The sequence below is a fragment of the Helicobacter pylori genome (assembly GCF_006440215.1).
GTDB lineage: Bacteria > Campylobacterota > Campylobacteria > Campylobacterales > Helicobacteraceae > Helicobacter > Helicobacter pylori_CS.
Genome location: NZ_VEZH01000009.1, coordinates 1 through 16,770, shown reverse-complemented (window position 1 = coordinate 16,770; position 16,770 = coordinate 1). Strand labels below are relative to the sequence as shown.

Genomic DNA, 16,770 nt, shown 5'->3' with positions numbered 1-16,770 from the left:
ATCCCCCTTTCCCCTTTTTTTAAGTGAAAAGCGATTGGACGCTTTCGTTATGATAAATCCTTCTGATCACTTCCGCAAATAAGGGTGCTACGCTTAAAGTGGTGATTTTATCGCATTTTTGAACTAAAGGGATAGAGTTAGTTACCACCACTTCATCTAACGCGCTTTCTTTAATACGCTTGATCGCATTCCCGCTCAAAACCGCATGCGTGCCTAACGCCATGACAGAAGTTGCCCCTTGCTCTTTTAAAGCTAAAGCGGCTTTACAGATCGTGCCTGCGGTATCAATCATATCATCCACTAAAATCACATCGCGCTCCTTGGCTGAGCCGATAATATTCATCACTTCGCTTTCATTAGCTTTTTCACGGCGCTTATCCACGATGATTAAATCCAAGCCCATTTGATTGGCAAAATACCTAGCTCTTGTAACCCCACCCACATCAGGGCTAGCGATCACAGGGTTTTTTAACGCTTTAGAGCGGATATAATCTCTAAAAACGATAGATCCGTATAAATTATCCACCGGCACATCAAAAAAGCCTTGGATTTGCCCGGCATGCAAATCCATCGTAATGATCCTTTCAATCCCCACTTCTTGCATCAAATTAGCGACCATTTTAGCCGTGATAGGCACTCTTGGAGCCGCTTTTCTGTCCTGTCTGGCATAGCCAAAATACGGCAACACCGCTGTGATAGAATTGGCCGAACTGCGCCTTAAAGCATCTACCATGACTAACAATTCCATTAAATTGTCATTGACCGGCACGCAAGTGGGCTGGATAATAAAAATATCCTTACCGCGCACCGATTCGCTGATTTGGATATTGATTTCACCATCGCTGAATTTGCCTATCACCGCTTTGGATAAGGGAAAGCCTAAATGCTTTGACACTTCTTTGCCAAATGCAGGGTGAGCGCTCCCTGAAAAAATCTTAAACCCACGCATCTTTGCCTTAAACCCACGCGCCTTCATCGCTGACACTCCCTAAAATGAATTAAAATCAATTGTAACACACCCAAACTAAAAGCGTTTGTTTTCAATGAAGCTCCTTTTCTAATAAGTTTTTTAAGGTAAGATAGGTTTCATTCAAATCAATCCCGCACACCCTGGTTTGAGCGATAACGCTCATAAAATTGCTATCGCCTAAAAACCTAGGCACTAAATGCATGTGCAAATGCTCAGGGATCCCTGCTCCGGCGTTTCTGTGCAAATTCAAACCTAAATTGATCCCTTGAGCGCCATAAGCATACAACGCTTTTAAAATTTTAGGCACTAATTTATTCATGTTCAGCCAAGTATTCAGCTCTAAAAGTTCCACGCTCGCTTGATGCGCATGGGGAATGATCAACAAATGCCCTGGGTTATAAGGGTAGGCGTTCATCACCACAAAGAGATCGCTATTTCTATAAAGCACTCTGTTTTCTGAATCTTTTGTGGGGTTTTGAGAAATTTCACAAAAGACACAACTCTTATTTTTCTCTTTCAAATAACTTTCGCGCCAAGGAGCGTATAAATGCTGCATGTTCATTTCCTAAATGTAATTAGGGGCGTCATTAGCGAATAAAATCAAATCGCCTTGAATCGTGGTGGCTTGTAAGATATTTTCCAATTGCGCCTTATCCTTGAGTAAGATTTTTTGGGGGGTTTTCAATTTTGAAGCAATCGTTTTGGAGTTCAACTCCCCTGTGATGATAGCGACATCAAAAACCTCGTCTATTTTTTGCGCTAAAATTTCATTACTTTCTGTATTGCTTTCCACTAATCCCGGTGTTACAATGACTTTACGCCCTTTGTGCAAACTCGCTAAACGAATGCCTTCTAACATGCCCTTTAAATTCCCGTTAAAGCTATCGTCTATGATGATTTTTTGATTCACTTCCAAAAGTTGCAAGCGATGGGCAATAGGGTTGAGTTCTAAAACAAGCCGTTTGATCCTTTCGGTTTCTAATCCTAAATGCTTGGCGATTAAAATGGCTGAAGCGATATTATAAGCGTTAAATTTGCCTAAAACCTTTGTTTCAAATCTTTCCCAAACACCATTTATAAGCATTTCAAAAGAAGTGCCTTTTAAAGTGGATTGGATGTTTTTAACCAAGCTAGAAACATCTATTAAAGGGCTATCTTTAGGGGCATAGGGCTTGATTTTTTCTATAGAATAACAAAAGGCTTTTTCTAAGCGTTTGGAATCCAATAATTCCGCTTTAGTCTCGCAAATATTTTCTAAAGTTTTAAAATATTCTAAATGCTGTTCGCCCACTTCTGCGACCACAACAAGGTGCGGTTCAATGAGGCGGGTGATTTCTTTAATATCGCCCTTATTCCTTGCCCCGGCTTCAGCGATATAGATTTCACTCCTATCATCTAAATTCTGGTTAATATCATTCGCAAGCCCTAAAAGGGTGTTGACACTCTTGGGGCTTGCATGCGCGTTGAATGTGGCTTGTAAGATTTGAAGCAAGAAATTTTTGGTGCTGGTTTTCCCAAAGCTTCCGGTAATGGCGATGACCTTTAAATTTTTTAAAGAGGCGATTTTATCTTTAGCGGTTTGCAAATACCGCCTGGATAGGACTTTTTCAAAGATTAAAGAAGCGCTCAAAACGAATATAAATAAACACAAATAAGCGAGTGCGAGCGAAATCCCATTCAAAGGGACTAATTCTGTATTTAAGATTTCATGCAAGATTAAAAAGAGTAATAAGAAGATAAAAAAGCGCTTCACCCTTGGCGTGAAAACTAAAGGTTTGTCGTTGCGTTTGGCCCAAACAAGGAGCATGGGTATTTGAATAACACCGCAAAAGAAATCCAAAACAAACGGCATTTTGAAAGCATACGATAGGATAAACACCCCTAAAGGCCATAAAAAATAAATCCCATGCCAACGCATTTTGTGGTGCTTGGTTAAGATCCTAAACACGCTGTAATGATACCATTGCAATAAAGTCATTATATAATAGCCAAGCCCTGTTATAAAGAGCCAACGAAACGCTAAATTCAGCCAACTAAGACTTTGCATGATGATAATTCTCCACTAGTTTTTCAACCTCTTTTGCTTGGTTTAAAAAAAAGAAATGATCCCCTTCTAAAACGAATAACGCGCTTCTTTTCAATAAGGTTTGCATTTTTTGAGCGGAGCTTAAGGGGGTTGCTTTATCATCTTTACCCCAAAATAATAAAACTTCCTTCTCGCATCGTTTGAAATGATCGCTAAAGTCTTCGCTAACTACTTTTTTAAAGGTTTCATACATCGCTTGATTAAGCCCCATAGCGTCCTTACTCCTCAAAAACCCTAAATTCAAGCCTAATTTTTTAAAGATTTTAGCTAAAAGGATTTTACAACGCACTTTTAAGGGTTTTGGCTCTAAGATCCCTGCACTGCTCAATAAAATAATTTGTTCGTTTTCACACAAGATCGCCACTTTCCCTCCAAAGCTATGCCCAAAAACGACATGCGCTTTTTTATCCACGCTTTTTAAGAACAGGTTGATGATATTGGCATAATCTTTAGTTTCTAAAACTCTTTCATCGTTAGGGCTTTGATTGAAGCCGGGCAAATCCACATACAAATGGTTGTAATTTAAAAAACAGCCTTGAAACGCTTGTTGCATGATTTCCTTAGAACTCCCCCAGCCATGCAAAAACAAGGCGTTTAAAGGGCTATGGTGGTCTATAAAAGTGTAGGAAATGTCAAAAACGCTATCCAAATAAGCGATACTGCGTTTGGCCATTACTTATTCTTTTGGATTTGCAACAAATAAGAGTTTTTGATTTGGATTTTAGGGGTTTTGGGTAACGATTGCGCTAAATTTTCTAGCGTTGTTTTAAAATCATCAAACAAATAATTCGCTAAACTGCCAGGAATGGGGTTGATCTCATTGAGATACACTTCATTTTCTATGACAAAAAAATCGCAACGGATGATCGCGCCATCAAACAAATCGTTATAGAGTTTTTTAAAATTTTCTTTTAGTTGTTCTTCTAGGGCGTTAGAAAGGTTCGCTTTAGGGGCTTTATTGCGTGAAAAATCCAAATATTTTTGTTTGAAATCTAAAAATTCCTGTTTGTTAGGCTCTTCAATATAGGAAAAACAAAAATCCTTTTTAATCTTGCAACCGGCTAAATTGTATTCTTTCACTCCCTGAATGAAAGGCTCTATTAAGACCTCTTTAGAATATTCAAACGCGCCGTCTAAAGCGTAAATCAATTCTTTTTCTTCTTTCACAACGCTCACCCCTAAAGAGCTCCCGGCATTGCTAGGTTTGATGATGAAAGGAAAATTAAAGCCAATCAAATTTAGGGCGTTAGCGCGGTTTTTTTCATTCAAAAGAACATAATCTAAAGTCTTTACCCCTAAGTCTTTGGCGTAAAGCTTGGTTAAATATTTGTTATAACTCAACACGCTCGCTTCAATTCTAGGGCCTATAAAAGCGATGCGATAAAATTCTAACAAGCTCGCTAATTTCCCGTCTTCGCCATCGCCCCCATGCACAAGATTAATCACTAAGGGTAATTCTATTATTTTAGTGCCTAAAAACGAGTTTTTAAGCAAGCTATTGTGTGTCAGCATTAGGGGGGGTAATTTTTTTTCTTTGATTTGAGCGAAGTATTTTGAATGCATGTTGGATTCTTCAATCAAGTAAAAATGATGGTTTTCATCTAAAAAAATAAAATATTTAATCCTATCCTTTAACGCTTCTTTAAGCGCAATCGCGCTCACAATGCTGATTTCATGCTCAAAACTCGCCCCACCAAATAAAACGCAAAACTCCACGATCAAACTCCCTAAAAACGATTGCAATAAAGTCTATCTATATTTACCTAAAAAAAGGCTTTTGAATTTTCTTAAAATTAAAGTTTAATGTTAAAAAATCCTAAAATATTGATAATTAATAACACGCTCAATCCGGCTAAAACACCCGCTAAAGCGTCATCAGCCACAACCCCTAAGCCCCCTTTAACTTCCTTGTCTATCTTGCCAATGAGTGAGGGCTTAGTGATATCATAGATCCTAAAAAAGATAAAACTCAAAACCACGCCCGCTAACGATAACCCGCTAATCGCCATCGCCAACCACATGCCCACTAATTCGTCTATCACAATGTAAGAGCTGTCATGGATATTAGTCTCTTCTTCTTCCTTATCTATTTGAGCGATAGCGATAAGCCCAACAAAAATCGCCCCTAAAAACAAAGTGTTAGCCGAAAAAATTAAAACGGGTAAGCCTAATAACAACGCTACTAAACTCCCTATCGTTCCAGGAGCTTTTTTAGAATACCCGCTAAAAAAAAGGGTTAAAAAACACGTGCGAAGACTAAATTTATCCAATCATTGCCTTAAATTCTTTTTAAATCATGGCATTTTAGCATTTATTTGCATTAAAAAGCGATTTTCCTAAACAATGAGGCTTAATTTTAAGCGCGTTTTAGTATGATAACTTTTAAATTCTCTCAAAAATTAAAGGTTAATTTTAACATGTTGCTTTTCACTCCAGGTCCTGTAGCCATTAATGAAGAGATGCGCTCAAGCTTTTCGCAGCCAATGCCCCACCACCGCACTAAAGATTTTGAAAAGATTTTCCAAAGCGTGCGAGAAAATTTAAAAAAAATGACCGGTTTAGAAGAAGTTTTGCTTTTAAATAGTAGCGGGACAGGGGCTATGGAAGCGAGTGCGCTTTCCTTGTGTCAAAAAGAGTTGCTTTTTGTGAATGCGGGTAAGTTTGGCGAAAGGTTTGGCAAGATCGCTAAAGCCCATTTTATCAAAGCTCATGAATTAGTCTATGAATGGGACACACCAGCTCAAGTGGATGGGGTATTAAACGCGCTTAAAGCCAACCCTAACATTGATGCGTTTTGCATTCAAGCATGCGAGTCTAGTGGGGGGTTACGACACCCTGTAGAAAAAATCGCTCAAGCGATCAAAGAAACTAACCCGAATGTTTTTGTGATAGTAGATGCTATCACCGCTTTAGGGGTTGAGCCTTTAGAAATAACGCATGTTGATGCGCTCATTGGAGGGAGTCAAAAAGCGTTCATGCTGCCTCCTGCGATGAGCTTAATCGCATTGAGCCAGAAGGCGATTGATCGCATAGAAGAACGCAATGTGGGGTTTTATTTCAATTTGAAGAGCGAATTGAAAAACCAAAAAAACAACACCACAAGCTACACCGCTCCTATTTTACACACTTTAGGGTTGCAGCGCTATTTTGAATTGGTGCAGAATTTAGGGGGCTTTGAAGCGCTCTATCAAGAGACTAAACGAGTCGCTTTAGCCACTCAAAAAGCCGTTTTAGCTTTAGGTTTAAAGATTTTCCCTAAAAGCCCGAGCTTGAGCATGACAACGATTGTTAATGAGCATGCCAAAGAATTGAGAAACCTTTTGAAAGAAAAATACCAGGTGCAATTTGCGGGCGGTCAAGAGCCTTATAAAGACGCGCTCATTCGCATCAACCACATGGGGATTATTCCTGTTTACAAAACCGCCTACGCCTTAAACGCCCTAGAGTTAGCCTTAAACGATTTGAAGTTAAGGGAATTTGACGGCGTGGCGAACGCAACCTTTTTGAAGCAATATTATGAAATTTAAGGACTATAATGCATTATTCTTATGAAGCCTTTTTAAAAGACAGCCTGGAATTAGTCAAACAAGTGGAGTGCCTTTGCGGTGTCCCAGAAGCCCTTGTGTGCGTGATGCGAGGGGGCATGACTTTAGCGCATTTTTTGAGTTTGCACTGGGATTTAAGGGAAGTTTATGGCATCAATGCGATTTCTTATGACACCACCAAGCAACAAAACGCCCTAAAAATTGAAAATATCCCAACGATCAAAGATCATTTAAAAACCATTCTTGTGGTAGATGAAATCGTAGATAGCGGTAATTCTTTAGAAGCGGTGCTTAAAGTGTTGCAAGACAAACACCCTGATAAAAAGTTTTATAGCGCGAGTTTGTTCCAAAAAACAAGCGCAAAATACAAAGCCGATGCGTTTTTAAAAGACGCTCCTGAATGGATTGATTTCTTTTGGGAAGTGGATTTGAAAAACTTAAAAAGCCATTAACATGCAAATTAAAGAAAACAAACAACTTTGCTTGATCTCATTAGGTTGCTCTAAAAACTTGGTGGATTCAGAAGTGATGTTAGGCAAGCTTTATAACTACATGCTCACTAATGACGCTAAAAACGCCGATGTGATTTTGATCAACACTTGCGGTTTTATTGAAAGCGCCAAACAAGAGAGCATCCAAACCATTCTAAACGCCGCTAAAGACAAAAAAAAGGGAGCGATTTTGATTGCGAGCGGGTGCTTGAGCGAGCGCTATAAAGATGAAATCAAAGAGTTGATCCCTGAAGTAGATATTTTTACCGGCGTGGGGGATTATGACAAGATTGATATTTTGATCGCTAAAAAACAAAACCAATTCAGCGAGCAAGTGTTTTTAAGCGAGCATTATAACGCGCGTATCATCACGGGATCGAGCGTGCATGCGTATGTTAAAATTTCTGAGGGTTGCAATCAAAAATGCTCTTTTTGCGCTATCCCTAGCTTTAAGGGGAAATTACAAAGCAGGGAATTAGACTCCATTTTAAAAGAAGTGGAAAATCTCGCGCTTAAAGGCTATACGGATATGACTTTTATCGCTCAAGATTCTAGCTCCTTTTTATACGATAAGGGGCAAAAAGACGGCTTGATCCAGCTTATTAAAGCGATTGACAAACAGCAAGCCTTAAAGAGCGCTCGCATCTTATACCTCTACCCCTCTAGCACCACTTTAGAGCTTATTGGCGCGATTGAAAGTTCGCCCATTTTTCAAAATTATTTTGACATGCCCATCCAGCATATCAGCGACTCCATGCTTAAAAAAATGCGCCGCAACTCCAGCCAAGCGTACCATTTAAAGCTTTTAAACGCTATGAAGCAGGTTAAAGAAAGCTTTATCAGAAGCACGATCATTGTAGGGCATCCGGAAGAAAATGAGGGCGAATTTGAGGAATTGAGTGCGTTTTTGGACGAGTTCCGGTTTGACCGGTTGAATATTTTTGCTTTCAGCGCAGAAGAAAATACGCATGCCTATTCTTTAGAGAAAGTGCCTAAAAAGATCATCAACGCTCGCATCAAAGCCTTGAATAAAATCGCTTTAAAACACCAGAACCATTCTTTTAAGGCTTTGTTAAATAAGCCCATTAAGGCGTTAGTGGAAAATAAAGAGGGCGAGTATTTTTACAAAGCAAGGGATCTCAGGTGGGCGCCTGAAGTGGATGGGGAAATTTTAATCAATGACAGCGCCTTAACCACCCCTTTACAACCCGGGCATTACACGATTGTGCCTAGCGCCTTTAAAGACAATATCTTACTCGCTAAGGTTTTAAGCCCTTTTTGAAAAGCTAGCCATAAGGCTAAAAGCGCGGCTAGAGCGTAGTTAGAGGGTGGGGTTTGCGTTTTTTTTTGTTAAAATGCGCAAGAAAAATCCGCTTGAGGCATGCAAAATGAAAGACATTTATCTTGGCGTAGAAAAGAGCATTAAAGATCTTCAAAGTATTTTTAAAAACGCTGATGATAAAGATGAAAAACTAAAGCGATTCAACCAAGAAGCGTTAAAGGTATTCCAACAATTAGAATTTAAAAGTTTAAAAGAGCTTGAAAGCTTGAAAAATAATGAAGAGTGGGAAAATTTTACCATTGCTTTTTATGGGGAAACCGGTGCGGGGAAATCAACCCTTATTGAATGTTTGAGAATGTTTTTTAAAGAACAAAGCAAAGTGGATTAACAAGAACGATTCAAGCGGCTTTATTCCAATTACCAAAACAACTATCAAAATGATGAACGCAAAAAACAAGCTATTTTAAACGAACTTCATTCATTGCAAGATGGAGCGATTATAGGCGATGGGAGGAGCGATTTCACTTTAAAAACACAATCTTATCCTTTCCAATACAACCATCAAAATTTTGTTTTGCTAGATGTGCCAGGGATAGAAGGCAGAGAACAAAAAGTGATCGATCAGATTTCTAACGCAACGCAAAAAGCCCATGCTATTTTTTATGTTACCAAAACGCCTAATCCTCCGCAAAAAGGAGAAGAAGGGAAAAGGGGAACGATTGAAAAAATCCAAAAACAGCTTGATTCGCAAACAGAGGTATGGACGATTTTCAACAAACCGATTAATAGCCCAATAGCCTTAAAAGATGGGCTTATTAATGAAAAGGAAGAAGAAAGCTTAAAAATTTTAAATAAAGAGATGAAAAACATTTTAGGCGAACACTACATGGGCTATAAAGCAGTGAGCGCTCAAGCGGCTTTTTATGGCCTTTCACAGGCTTTGATCCCAGAGACTGATTTTTATGAAAAGAAACAAAAATTTCTAAAAGATTTTAAAGCAGGAGAATTATTGTATCAATCCCATTTTAATATTAGGAGAATTTATAGCCGAAGAGCTTCTTGAAAATTCGCGTGCCAAAATCATTCAATCAAACTGCAATAAAGCCTTAAAAGTGGTAGAAGAATTACAAAATACGATAATAACCACGATTGATGGACAGATAAATCCAATGATTAAAGAACTGCAAGGACACCACCAAGAGGTTTGCGATAATTTGGATCGTTCTAAAGAAAAATATATATCAGATTTGGAAAATTCAGCGGCTAGAAAAATCAATCAATTCGAATTTAATTTTAGAAAAGAAATGCATGAACGCATTGAAAGAGGTATTGGAAATAATGAATGTAAAGAAATTTTTAAAAATGAATGTGAACAAAGAGAGACAAAATTGATTGAAGACATAGAACGGCGGTTCAAAGAATGCGAGGAACAATTCCGTGGAAGTGTAAGAAAAAATATTGAACAACTTGAAGAAAGGGTTCAAGATTCTCTAGCGATTGTAGAACGCATCAATAATCTTAGTCTTAATCCTAATGCTGATTTTAATATGGATAACGGCATTGATACAATGGGCTTATTGGCTTCAATAGGAGGTTTGGTGTTGCTTGGGATAGTTAATATTTGGAATCCTGTGGGTTGGGTTGAAATAGGTATAGCGGGTCTTGTAGCATTAGTGGGGGCAGTTAAAGCATTGTGGAATGTTTTCAATCCAGATTATAAAAAATCCCAACAAAAAAAAGAAGTGGATAAGAATTTACATCAAATTTGTGAAAAAATTACAGAGGATGTGAAAAGCCGACTTGAAAGTCGCAAAAAAGACATACGGGAAAAGATTAAAAAACTCAAAGCCGATCTTAACGAACCTGTTGAGAATTACGAATACAAGAAAGAAAGGTTAAAAGAAGCTGATAAAAGATTAGGATACATCTCTAATAACATCAAAACAAGGAGCATGCAATGAAAAATGAAACGTTAGAACAATTTAAAAGAAACCAAAAGAGGAATCAAGAAATTCTTAAAAAATTACTTGATTTTGTCCATGTTGGGGAAAAATACGGCATCGAGGTTAAAGAGTTTCTCAAAGACAAGATTCGTAATGCGATGGAAAATGTTGCCGGTCAAAAACTTAAAGTGGCTTTAGTGGGAGGTTTTTCTTACGGGAAAACATCCATAGCGGCAGCTTGGATCGATCGGCTAGACAAGAGCATGAAGATAGACCACAAAGAATCCAGCGATGAAGTTAAAATCTATAACATAGATGATGAAATTGAGCTGGTTGACACCCCGGGATTGTTCGGGTTTGAAAAAAAAGAACACGATAGCGGCGAAATAGAACGCTATAAAGATATTACAAAAAAATATATCAGCGAAGCCCATCTCATTTTATACGCGTTCAACCCGTCAAACCCCATCAAAGAAAGCCATAAGGACGATTTGAATTGGTTGTTCAGGACGCTCAATCTTTTATCCAGGACGATATTTGTCATCAGCCGTTTTGATGAAGAAGCGGATATTGAAGATGAAGGAGATTACAACAAAAGATTTAAGATTAAAAAAGAAAACATTCAAAACCGACTGAATGATTTGATTTCTTTAAGCGAAGAAGAAAAAGAAAGTTTGATTATTGTCGCTGTTGCGGCAAACCCTTTTGATTTGGGGGTGGAACACTGGCTAAAACATAAAGAAGAGTTTCAAAAACTCTCACACATCAAAGCCTTGCAAGACGCGACGCAAAAAAAGATTAAAGAAAACGGCGGGAAATTAACCATCATAGAAGAAGCTAAAAAAAGCGTCATTCAAGATGTGGTCTATAGGCAAATGCCGCTTGCAAAAAAAGAGCAACAAGAGATTAAGAGAGAAATGGAATATTTGAATAAAACGCTTGAAAAAAGGCGAAAGGATATTCAAGATCTAAACGGAGAAATTTCTCAAGCCCGCATTCATTTAAGAGAATTTATAACGAGGTATTTTAGCGATCTCATCCGTCAAGTTTCTGGCACCAGCCTAGAAACCTTTAATGATTTTGTTATTAGAGAAATAGGCGATAAAGGTATCAATATAGAAACAAAAGTCCAAAATGAATTTGAAAGGCAAACGCAAGGGATTGTAAATGAAATTTCTAAAATTGAAACTGGTTTTAATGCCGATATGAGTTTTTTTGAAAAGCATGCCGGAGCGTTTGGAAAAATTGGAATCAATCTTTTAAAACAAAGCGGTTTTATCAATGCAACTAACATCAAACTGGCTAGAGACACGATAGCGGCTGCGGGAAAATTTGTGGGCGTAGATTTGGCTTTTAAATTCAAACCTTGGGGCACTGTCAAATTGGCAGGCAATTTGAACAAAGCTTTACCGCTTATCGGTCTTGCTTTTGAAGCATGGGATTCTTATAACAAATACCAAAAACAACAAGAACTTGAAGAAGCTAAAGAAATGAAATCTAATTTTGACGGACAAAAACAAGAAATCTTAGCTCTCATCAACGATGAAACCAGATTCAAACAAACATGTTTCCCGAGCGTGTTTGAACTGGAAAAATGCATCCAAGCATGCGAAGAAAGCGTTAAAAAAACGCAAGAGTGCGCTCAAGGTCTTGAAAAATGGATTCAAACTGGCGAAGATTTTATCAAGGGCGAAGATTTCATAGATGTTGAGCCTGAAAGAGGAATGAACTGAATTTATGTTAAAATTTCAAAAACGCATCAAAAAGGCTTTTTGGCTAAGCTTGAAACGGGTTAATCCAACAAGTGGCATTTTAAATCTTTTAATAAGGAAAGGCGATGTTTTCTAAAATTTGCGCATCTTTTAAGCTTGCCAACGCATTCAAAGGCTTTATATGCAAACGCATTTCAAGCCCCATGCAAAGCACTCGCATTACCAAGATGGTTTTGGGTATCAAAGACGCTTTCAATGACGATAAAGATCCATTGAATAACGCTTGTGAAGCTTTGGATTTGGTAGTGAAGTTTAAGAAAGAGCACCCGCAAGACTTTAACGAATTGTTTGAAATTTTAAAAGATCTCATCCAAGAATACGAACAAAATCCTGACGAGATCAAACAAAACCTCAAAGAAATCCTAAAATAAGACAAGGCATGAACCACCTTTTAATCCTTTATAACCCTTACTATCAAAAAGATGTTATCCAACAACATTTAAGCGTTTTACAGGAAAAATCCCAAGTGGGCTTTGGTAAAATCCGATCAAAGCTCAACGATCAAGAAAAGCAAGACTCTTTAGAAGAGATTTACAAAGCCACCAATGAAAAAAATTTTTTGCAGCTTTTTTTGACCGATTACGCTAATTTATTTGCCGCTAAGGTGATAAAGGTTTCTAAAGAGATTGATGAGGGTTTGATCCCTAGCTATTATAAAGAAAAAAATTTGGAAGTGGAAGACTTTTTTATTATCAGCGATTTAAGGGAATTAGTCAGGGAAGACTTCAGCCTTTTAAGGGATCGATTTTTAGCCAATTTCATCGCCCCAAACAACCACACTTACGCCATTTATGGGAATAATTATGTCTATCCTTTGCCGGTTAAGTTAAAAGAAGAGCGTTCTTATTTTTTAGGCGATGAAAAGCATTATCTGAGCGTGTATAAAAGCAAAGAATATTTAACCATGCAAGAAAATTTCATGCGTTTTGTTTTTGGCAAAAGGCTTTTTTACCTCTTACACCCTGACAGCATCAATAACATCATTCATGCCGAATTAGAGCTTTTACAAAGCGAAAACGATCTTTTGAATGATTTTACAAGCATCATCGTCAAATACTCCAAAACCTTAGAATACGAAATTTATACTTTTGCTAAACAAGTTCTTTTAAAGGCGTGTGCAAAAGACCCCAACCTTTATGATCTGACTTACAAAGTCCAAGGAAGAACTTTGATACTTGAAGATTTTTTCGCTAAAAAGCCCAATCTTGGGAGCATTAAATTTTTACTCAAACACGAAAAAATCCAATGCCATTTAGAAGAAAACTTAAAAAGATTCATCAATTATCCTTTTTCAAAAAGCCTAAGCATCATTCAAAACATCCGCAACGAAGCCGTTCATCAAAAAGCTCCAGGTTTGAATGAAGTGGAAAAACTCAGGAATGAAATTTTAGGCATAGAAGGCGCAAGCTTACTAAAAGGCGTTTTAACCTACAAGGAAACTTCAAAAAAAAGCGCCATCAATCCAGCATGCGTTTAGCACCGATTTGATAGCGCGAGATTTTAAAAATTATTTAGAGCCTTTAAGAGAGGGGAAAAATTTATTGGGTTTTTCAGGTGGGTTGGATTCTACTTGCTTGTTCCATCTTTTAGTTGGAGAAAATATCGCTTTTGACATCGCTTTAGTGGATTATAACACGCAAAAACAACGCCTTGAAATCATCCAGCACGCTCAAACACTCGCAAAAACGCACCATAAAAAATGCTATATCCATTACGCTCCAAAGATTGAGCGCAATTTTGAAATGCAAGCGCGAAAGATCCGTTATGATTTTTTTGAAACCCTAATCAAAGAGCATTCTTACAAGCATTTGATTTTGGCGCACCATTTGAATGACAGGCTGGAATGGTTTTTGATGCAATTGAGCAAAGGTGCCGGACTAAACACGCTTTTAAGCTTTCAAGCTTATGAAAAAAGAGGGTTTTATGCGATCGTTCGCCCCTTACTCTACACCCCTAAAGACACCCTTAAAACGCTCGCTAAAGATTGGGAATTTTTTGAAGATGATTCTAATTCTTCTTTAAAATTCAAACGCAATTTTTTCAGGAAACATTACGCTAACTCCTTGATGCAACATCATTCTAAGGGCATTATCCAAAGTTTTAAATTTTTGGATCAAGAAAAAGAGCGGCTTTATTCTTTAACGCCTATTTCACAAATGCATGGGATCACTTTTTTCCAATATTCGCAAAACGCGCTTTTTATGGTGGATAAAATTTTAAAGCAAAAGGGGTATGTGTTGAGCTTTTCTCAAAAAGAAGAAATCAAACGCCATTTTTTTAGCCTAGAAATCGCTCAAAAATTCATCATTGAAAAGGATAAAGAGCATGCGTTTATCGCCCTTAAACCTCAAAAAACTTTAAGCATGCCAAAGGATTTTAAAGACAAAGCCAGGAGATTGAATATCCCTAAACGCTTACGGCCTGTTTTATACGCAGAGTTTTTAAAACAACCAACGCATGATTTTTTAACCCGTTTTAAAGAGAGTTTAATGGATCTATAAAAGATCTTAATTTTAATCAAGCGATAAGTTTTAAAGCGCTTTTTAACCTTGATTGTGTCAAAATACAGCAAAAACTTTAATATGAGAGCGGATGGACTTTAAAAATAAAAAATGGCTTTTTCTAGCCCCTCTAGCAGGCTATACGGATTTGCCTTTCAGGAGCGTGGTGAAAAAATTTGGCGTGGATATTACCACAAGCGAAATGGTGAGTTCGCATTCGTTGATGTATGCGTTTGACAAAACTTCTAAAATGTTAGAAAAATCCCCTTTAGAAGATCATTTCATGGCGCAAATTTCAGGCTCTAAAGAAAGCGTAGTCAAGGAAGCGGTGGAGAAAATCAACGCTTTAGAGCATGTGAGTGGGATTGATTTTAATTGCGGTTGCCCCGCTCCTAAAGTGGCTAATCATGGTAATGGTAGCGGGCTATTGAAGGATTTAAATTACTTAGTGAAGCTTTTAAAAATCATCAGAGAAAACACTAATAAAAAAATCACAAGCGTGAAAGTGCGTTTAGGCTTTGAAAAGAAAATCCCTAAAGAAATCGCTCATGCCCTAAATGATGCGCCGGTGGATTATGTGGTGGTGCATGGGAGGACACGAAGCGACAAATACCAAAAAGACAAAATAGATTATGAAAGCATCGCTTTGATGAAAGGGATTTTAAAAAAGCCTGTGATAGCCAATGGCGAAATTGACAGCGTGAAAAAAGCCTTTGAAGTCTTGCAAATCACGCAAGCGGATGGGCTAATGATAGGGCGAGCAGCCTTAAGAGCCCCATGGATATTCTGGCAAATCAGAAACAACACCACAAAATTGCCCGCAGTCGTGAAAAAAGATTTGGTTTTAGAACATTTTGATAAAATGGTGGAGTTTTATGGGGATAGGGGGGTGGTTATGTTTAGGAAAAATTTGCATGCTTACGCTAAGGGAGAAATGCAAGCGAGCGCGTTTCGCAACTGCGTCAATACCCTTACAGAAATAAAGAGCATGCGAGAGAGCATAGAGGAGTTTTTTAATCAAGAAATGTTGCAAAGTGAAGTGCCATTATGGGTAGAATTGAATCAAAAAAGCGTTTGAAAGCGCTTGTTTTTTTAGCCAGCTTGGGGGTTTTGTGGGGCAATACCGCTGAAAAAACGCCTTTTTTTAAAACAAAAAACCACATTTATTTGGGTTTTAGGCTAGGCACAGGGGCTAATGCGCTCACAAGCATGTGGCAACAAGCCTATAAAGACAACCCTACTTGCCCTAGCAGCGTGTGTTATGGCGAGAAACTAGAAGCCCATTATAAGGGGGGTAAAAACCTGTCTTATACCGGGCAAATAGGCGATGAAATAGCTATTGATAAATACCATATTTTAGGATTAAGGGTGTGGGGGGATATAGAATACGCTAAAGCGCAATTAGGTCAAAAAGTGGGGGGTGATACCCTTTTATCCCAAGCCAATTATGACCCAAGCGCGGTTAAAACCTACAATCTTGCTTCAAACACTCAAGGCTCTTTGAATTTGCAAAAAACCCCAAACCCCCAAAACTTCCTTTTTAATAATGGGCATTTCATGGCGTTTGGTTTGAACGTGAATGTGTTTGTTAATCTCCCTATAGACACCCTTTTAAAACTCGCTTTAAAAACAGAAAAAATGCTGTTTTTTAAAATAGGCGTGTTTGGTGGGGGTGGGGTGGAATACGCAATATTATGGAGTTCTCAATATCAAAACCAAAACACGAATCAAGACGATAAATTTTTTGCAGCGGGTGGGGGGTTTTTTGTGAACTTTGGGGGTTCTTTGTATATAGGCAAGCGCAACCGCTTCAATGTGGGGCTAAAAATCCCTTATTATAGCTTGAGCGCGCAAAGTTGGAAAAACTTTGGCTCTAGCAATGCGTGGCAACAACAAACGATCCGACAAAACTTCAGCGTTTTTAGGAATAAAGAAGTTTTTGTCAGTTACGCGTTCTTGTTTTAGTTTGGCTTTTCCCATTAAACACTGATGATAAAATTCAAAAAATCATTTTATCGTTACAAAAATCAACGCTTCAAAGATAAATAGATTAAAATACCCCAAAATCTTTTTTTTTTTTTTGAAATCCAATAAATTTATGTTTATGCTATAATTAAACGCATTGTAAATAAATTCTCATTTTGATACATTTTTTGCAATAAAACATTACTTTAAGGAAC

The 16,770-nt window shown here is 37.9% G+C and carries 15 protein-coding genes and 1 pseudogene; 10 read left to right on the top strand and 6 right to left on the bottom strand.

Translation table 11 applies throughout. The features are described from left to right. Positions 1 to 19: 19 nt before the first annotated feature. The 6 genes from FIM44_RS05335 to FIM44_RS05310 form a co-directional block, all read right to left on the bottom strand. The gene (locus tag FIM44_RS05335) at positions 20 to 976 is read right to left on the bottom strand and encodes a ribose-phosphate pyrophosphokinase (protein WP_000647423.1); all 957 of its coding nucleotides are present in this window, start codon (positions 974 to 976) and stop codon (positions 20 to 22) included. 64 nt (positions 977 to 1,040) lie between these two features. Continuing rightward, on the bottom strand, positions 1,041 to 1,526 hold the full coding sequence (locus FIM44_RS05330; RefSeq protein WP_140579333.1) for an HIT family protein: 486 nt from the start codon (positions 1,524 to 1,526) through the stop codon (positions 1,041 to 1,043). A gap of 9 nt (positions 1,527 to 1,535) precedes the next feature. Continuing rightward, positions 1,536 to 3,017, bottom strand: a complete 1,482-nt coding sequence (locus FIM44_RS05325; RefSeq protein ID WP_140579332.1) for a Mur ligase family protein — start codon at positions 3,015 to 3,017, stop codon at positions 1,536 to 1,538. Continuing rightward, complete coding sequence (gene estV, locus FIM44_RS05320; RefSeq protein WP_140579331.1) at positions 3,004 to 3,729, bottom strand: lipase EstV; 726 nt, start codon at positions 3,727 to 3,729, stop codon at positions 3,004 to 3,006. Before estV ends, FIM44_RS05325 begins: the two co-directional genes overlap by 14 nt. Beyond that, a complete protein-coding gene (locus tag FIM44_RS05315; RefSeq protein ID WP_120926872.1) occupies positions 3,729 to 4,772 on the bottom strand; it encodes a D-alanine--D-alanine ligase in 1,044 nt (347 codons plus the stop codon). Before FIM44_RS05315 ends, estV begins: the two co-directional genes overlap by 1 nt. A 77-nt stretch (positions 4,773 to 4,849) precedes the next feature. Beyond that, positions 4,850 to 5,326, bottom strand: coding sequence for a phosphatidylglycerophosphatase A family protein (locus FIM44_RS05310; protein WP_140579330.1), 477 nt, complete (start codon positions 5,324 to 5,326; stop codon positions 4,850 to 4,852). Between the two features lie 147 nt (positions 5,327 to 5,473). Here FIM44_RS05310 and FIM44_RS05305 point away from each other — a divergent pair, with 147 nt between their 5' ends. The 10 genes and pseudogenes from FIM44_RS05305 to FIM44_RS05250 all read left to right on the top strand — a co-directional run bounded on the left by FIM44_RS05305 (position 5,474) and on the right by FIM44_RS05250 (position 16,555). Further along, positions 5,474 to 6,583, top strand: a complete 1,110-nt coding sequence (locus tag FIM44_RS05305; RefSeq protein ID WP_140579369.1) for a pyridoxal-phosphate-dependent aminotransferase family protein — start codon at positions 5,474 to 5,476, stop codon at positions 6,581 to 6,583. Between the two features lie 8 nt (positions 6,584 to 6,591). Further along, positions 6,592 to 7,053, top strand: a complete 462-nt coding sequence (locus FIM44_RS05300) for a phosphoribosyltransferase (RefSeq protein WP_140579329.1) — start codon at positions 6,592 to 6,594, stop codon at positions 7,051 to 7,053. A gap of 1 nt (position 7,054) precedes the next feature. Next, on the top strand, positions 7,055 to 8,374 hold the full coding sequence (gene rimO / locus FIM44_RS05295; protein ID WP_140579328.1) for a 30S ribosomal protein S12 methylthiotransferase RimO: 1,320 nt from the start codon (positions 7,055 to 7,057) through the stop codon (positions 8,372 to 8,374). Positions 8,375 to 8,480: 106 nt separating this feature from the next. Beyond that, positions 8,481 to 10,342: pseudogene (locus tag FIM44_RS08905) on the top strand (GTPase). Then, positions 10,332 to 12,050 carry a LeoA/HP0731 family dynamin-like GTPase gene (locus FIM44_RS05275; protein WP_140579326.1) on the top strand — a complete coding sequence of 573 codons (1,719 nt, stop codon included), beginning with the start codon at positions 10,332 to 10,334 and terminating at the stop codon, positions 12,048 to 12,050. Before FIM44_RS08905 ends, FIM44_RS05275 begins: the two are co-directional and overlap by 11 nt. A gap of 158 nt (positions 12,051 to 12,208) precedes the next feature. Then, complete coding sequence (locus FIM44_RS05270; RefSeq protein WP_226928970.1) at positions 12,209 to 12,460, top strand: hypothetical protein; 252 nt, start codon at positions 12,209 to 12,211, stop codon at positions 12,458 to 12,460. A gap of 8 nt (positions 12,461 to 12,468) precedes the next feature. Beyond that, positions 12,469 to 13,566, top strand: coding sequence for an HP0729 family protein (locus FIM44_RS05265; RefSeq protein ID WP_140579325.1), 1,098 nt, complete (start codon positions 12,469 to 12,471; stop codon positions 13,564 to 13,566). Beyond that, complete coding sequence (gene tilS, locus FIM44_RS05260) at positions 13,550 to 14,590, top strand: tRNA lysidine(34) synthetase TilS (RefSeq protein WP_194148704.1); 1,041 nt, start codon at positions 13,550 to 13,552, stop codon at positions 14,588 to 14,590. Before FIM44_RS05265 ends, tilS begins: the two co-directional genes overlap by 17 nt. A 91-nt stretch (positions 14,591 to 14,681) precedes the next feature. Beyond that, positions 14,682 to 15,668, top strand: a complete 987-nt coding sequence (locus FIM44_RS05255) for a tRNA dihydrouridine synthase (RefSeq protein ID WP_140579324.1) — start codon at positions 14,682 to 14,684, stop codon at positions 15,666 to 15,668. Beyond that, positions 15,638 to 16,555, top strand: coding sequence for an outer membrane beta-barrel protein (locus tag FIM44_RS05250; RefSeq protein ID WP_140579323.1), 918 nt, complete (start codon positions 15,638 to 15,640; stop codon positions 16,553 to 16,555). Before FIM44_RS05255 ends, FIM44_RS05250 begins: the two co-directional genes overlap by 31 nt. Positions 16,556 to 16,770 lie beyond the last annotated feature (215 nt).

Excerpts from the sequence above, each read along its gene's own strand:
- rimO (WP_140579328.1), top strand. The coding sequence starts at position 7,055 with ATGCAAATTAAAGAAAACAAACAACTTTGCTTGATCTCATTAGGTTGC.
- FIM44_RS05275 (WP_140579326.1), top strand. The coding sequence starts at position 10,332 with ATGAAAAATGAAACGTTAGAACAATTTAAAAGAAACCAAAAGAGGAAT.
- FIM44_RS05330 (WP_140579333.1), bottom strand. The coding sequence starts at position 1,526 with ATGCAGCATTTATACGCTCCTTGGCGCGAAAGTTATTTGAAAGAGAAA.
- FIM44_RS05305 (WP_140579369.1), top strand. The coding sequence starts at position 5,474 with ATGTTGCTTTTCACTCCAGGTCCTGTAGCCATTAATGAAGAGATGCGC.
- FIM44_RS05265 (WP_140579325.1), top strand. The coding sequence starts at position 12,469 with ATGAACCACCTTTTAATCCTTTATAACCCTTACTATCAAAAAGATGTT.
- estV (WP_140579331.1), bottom strand. The coding sequence starts at position 3,729 with ATGGCCAAACGCAGTATCGCTTATTTGGATAGCGTTTTTGACATTTCC.
- FIM44_RS05255 (WP_140579324.1), top strand. The coding sequence starts at position 14,682 with ATGGACTTTAAAAATAAAAAATGGCTTTTTCTAGCCCCTCTAGCAGGC.
- FIM44_RS05335 (WP_000647423.1), bottom strand. The coding sequence starts at position 976 with ATGAAGGCGCGTGGGTTTAAGGCAAAGATGCGTGGGTTTAAGATTTTT.
- FIM44_RS05300 (WP_140579329.1), top strand. The coding sequence starts at position 6,592 with ATGCATTATTCTTATGAAGCCTTTTTAAAAGACAGCCTGGAATTAGTC.
- FIM44_RS05325 (WP_140579332.1), bottom strand. The coding sequence starts at position 3,017 with ATGCAAAGTCTTAGTTGGCTGAATTTAGCGTTTCGTTGGCTCTTTATA.
- FIM44_RS05250 (WP_140579323.1), top strand. The coding sequence starts at position 15,638 with ATGGGTAGAATTGAATCAAAAAAGCGTTTGAAAGCGCTTGTTTTTTTA.